This window comes from Celeribacter marinus (genome assembly GCF_965656515.1).
GTDB lineage: Bacteria > Pseudomonadota > Alphaproteobacteria > Rhodobacterales > Rhodobacteraceae > Celeribacter > Celeribacter marinus_D.
On sequence record NZ_CBFHKW010000004.1, the window covers coordinates 81,282 to 84,894 of the forward strand.

The following is a 3,613-nucleotide window of genomic DNA, read 5'->3' on the forward strand; positions in this document are numbered from 1 at the left end:
GCATCCATCAGAACCCAATCGCCCTGACCTTTGCCCTCGATGCGCGTCAAAACGCCGTGCTGCTGCTTGAGCAGATCGGATATCTTCTCTGCCAATGCCCCCACCTGACGGGAAGAGCGGCCAGAGCAAATCACCATGAAATCGGCGATCTGCGACTTGCCACGCAAGTCAATCGTCACGATATCTTCGGCTTTTTCCTGATCAAGAGCATGGGTAACGAAGTCCAACATCAGCTGGCCTCCGAATTTTGTCGAGGTGCCACGACTCATGGGCTCCCCCGAAACTGCAGCCCCATCGGCTGCGGTCTGTACGTAAGACAGGACATAGTCCTCCTTCAAAACGCGCCGTATTCAGTCCCCGACGCCAAGATTTACACAATATAGCATCGCTGATCACAAATCTCAATCTACCGAAATCACCTTGGTGAATTCAGGCGTCAATCGAGGGCATGGGCTGGCAACTCATCGCCATCCAAAACCCGAACTTCCCGCTGAGGGAAGGGGATAGAAATGCCGTTCTCTTTGAACGCGTCCCACAAAGCGAGGTACACATCACCGCGCACGTTGGTCAGCCCTCCCGTCGGATCGGTGATCCAAAAACGCAGGATGTAGTCGACGGAACTGTCACCAAACCCGACGATATGGCACACGGCGGGTCGTGTCGCCAAAACCCGACCCACCGTGTTTGCGGCCTCAATCGCGATAGCACGAACTTTATGAGGGTCATCGGCGTAGGCGGTCCCAAAAAAGATGTCCAAGCGGACAAAATCGTTTGTATGCGACCAGTTGACCACTTGGTTTGTGATTAAATCCTCGTTCGGAATCAGGTACTCTTTGCCATCACGCGTCACAACAGAGGCGTAGCGCGCTCCAAGCGTATTGATCCAACCAAACGTTTCACCAAGCGAAATCACATCCCCGGGCTTGATAGATTTGTCGAGCAAGATAATGATGCCCGACACAAGGTTAGAGACAACTTTTTGTAGACCAAAACCAAGGCCGACACCAATAGCGCCGGACAAAACAGCGAGGCCAGTAAGGTCAAATCCGACTGCTTTTAGACCGATAAAGAACGCGGAGCCGTATAGGGAAACTTGTGCCACCTTGACGATCAAAACGCGCATCGACGGCGATATATCCTCGTTCTTACGGACATGTGCCGAGGTTTGTGTGGACACTAGTCTCGCAAGCGAGAACAACAAACCGGTGACAATCAGCGCCTTCAAAACTGCCAATGACGACAGACGAAAAGCCCCAAACTCAATTGCCAATCCGTCTAAAAAGTGGGTGGTACGGTCCAATCCGCCAATGAGGTAGAGCGTCACATAGATCCACAAGCCCCAGCGCACCATGCGCCTTAATAACCGGTTTTTCACAACCTGTGCGGCGAATTCGACCAAAACCCATGCTGTTACAACCCGCGCGAGGACTTCGATCAAATACGATCGGGAGGGCCATGTGAGTTCTTGCATTACGAGGAACACGGCCCACAAAAGTACTGCCCAAGCGATCAAAATAAGTCTCTTTTGAACTGCGAGCAAATAGCGCAACTGCCACTTTGGTCGCCCGGAAAGGTTGCGCATCCACCCGCGCATGCGGGAGGCACACACCTTACCCAAACCAATCGCACCGATCAGGGCCACGACCATGATCCCAATTTGATAGAGATTCCAACGTCGCAACAGCCCCGTCAGAAACGAAGCCAAATCACCTCCCGTGTCATTCACGAGATCGGAAATCTGTACTGGATCCAAAACTAACCTCTTAAAATATCTCGCCTGATATTCGCACGGCTTTGCGCAACTGTGCAAGCCGTACACGCGAACCGCAACTATGTCATGCGTCTTGCTAGACTCAGCGCGAGCCTATATGTGACCCACTATGGAACGTTTTTTTGATATGGACGACCGCGCCCGCTTGCCGTGGCGGTTCTATGGTGCGTCGATGACAATTTTAGCCCGACTGCGGGCCTAAAACCTGCATTCGTGCGGCGTTTTTTTGCGCGCGCCACATCACAACACCTTCCTTTTCCCAATGACATCAACGGAGAGCGATATGACCGCCCCGAAGACACTCTATGACAAAATCTGGGACGCACACGTTGCCCATGAACAAGAAGACGGCACATGCCTTCTTTATATTGATCGCCACCTCGTACACGAAGTGACCTCGCCGCAGGCCTTCGAAGGTTTGCGCATGGCGGGACGCTCTGTGCGTGCGCCAGACAAAACCATTGCTGTGCCCGATCACAACGTTCCGACCACTTTGGACCGCGTGTCTGGTGTGATCGCCAACGAAGAAAGCCGTATTCAGGTCGAGGCACTCGACAAGAACGCGAAGGATTTTGGTATCCACTATTACCCCGTGTCCGACGTGCGTCAGGGCATCGTGCACATTGTTGGTCCAGAGCAGGGCTGGACCCTTCCGGGTATGACTGTTGTATGTGGTGACAGCCACACCGCAACACACGGCGCATTTGGCGCGTTGGCCCATGGCATCGGTACATCCGAGGTCGAGCACGTTTTGGCAACGCAAACGTTGATCCAGAAAAAATCCAAGAACATGAAGGTCGAGATCACAGGCAAGCTTAAACCTGGTGTGACCGCCAAAGACATCACCATGGCAGTGATCGGCGAGACCGGCACGGCTGGCGGTACAGGTTACGTCATTGAGTATTGCGGCGAAGCGATCCGCGACTTGTCGATGGAAGGGCGCATGACCGTCTGTAATATGGCAATTGAAGGCGGCGCACGCGCGGGCCTAATCGCACCAGACCAAACCACTTTTGACTACGTCAAAGGCCGCCCGCATGCGCCAAAAGGCGCGCAGTTCGAAGCCGCATTGGCGTGGTGGAAAACACTGTTCACCGACGAGGGCGCGCACTTCGACAAAGTCGTGACACTCAAGGGCGAAGAGATCGAACCAGTTGTGACTTGGGGCACCTCGCCCGAGGATGTTTTGCCGATTTCCGCGGTTGTCCCTGCGCCAGAATCGTTCAAAGGCGGCAAGGTCGAGGCGGCGAAGCGCGCGATCGAATACATGGGTCTGACAGCGGGTCAAAAATTGACCGACATCCAGATCGACACAGTGTTCATCGGATCATGCACCAATGGACGTATCGAAGATTTGCGTGCCGCGGCCGCTATCCTCAAAGGTAAAAAGGTCAAGGACGGGATGCGCGCGATGGTCGTTCCCGGTTCGGGCCTTGTGCGTGCACAAGCCGAAGAAGAGGGCCTTGCAGATATCTTTACAAAAGCGGGTTTTGAATGGCGCCTTGCAGGGTGCTCCATGTGTCTTGCGATGAACCCCGACCAGTTGGCCGAGGGCGAGCGTTGCGCGTCGACATCGAACCGCAACTTTGAGGGCCGCCAAGGCTACAAAGGCCGCACTCACCTCGTCAGCCCCGCTATGGCCGCCGCCGCCGCCATCACGGGTCATCTGACTGACGTTCGCGAAATGCTGTAAGGAGTATCCAAATGGAAAAGTTTGAAAAACTACACGGCATTTCTGCGCCTATGCCGCTCGTGAATATCGACACGGATATGATCATCCCCAAGATTTTCTTGAAGACGATCAAGCGGTCCGGCCTTGGTGTGAACCTATTTGACGAGATG

3 protein-coding genes and 1 pseudogene are annotated in these 3,613 nt (G+C 54.1%); 2 read left to right on the top strand and 2 right to left on the bottom strand.

From position 1 onward, the window contains the following. On the bottom strand, positions 1 to 230 hold a 230-nt coding region (rsfS, locus tag ACTG34_RS02000; protein WP_439103370.1), incomplete at its 3' end, for a ribosome silencing factor. A 206-nt stretch (positions 231 to 436) separates the two neighbouring features. Further along, complete coding sequence (locus tag ACTG34_RS02005; protein ID WP_439103374.1) at positions 437 to 1,648, bottom strand: mechanosensitive ion channel family protein; 1,212 nt, start codon at positions 1,646 to 1,648, stop codon at positions 437 to 439. Between the two features lie 406 nt (positions 1,649 to 2,054). Here ACTG34_RS02005 and leuC point away from each other — a divergent pair, with 406 nt between their 5' ends. Both leuC and ACTG34_RS02015 read left to right on the top strand, forming a co-directional pair. After that, on the top strand, positions 2,055 to 3,464 hold the full coding sequence (gene leuC, locus ACTG34_RS02010) for a 3-isopropylmalate dehydratase large subunit (protein WP_439103371.1): 1,410 nt from the start codon (positions 2,055 to 2,057) through the stop codon (positions 3,462 to 3,464). Positions 3,465 to 3,475: 11 nt separating this feature from the next. Then, a pseudogene (locus ACTG34_RS02015) lies at positions 3,476 to 3,613 on the top strand (3-isopropylmalate dehydratase small subunit); the annotation flags it as partial.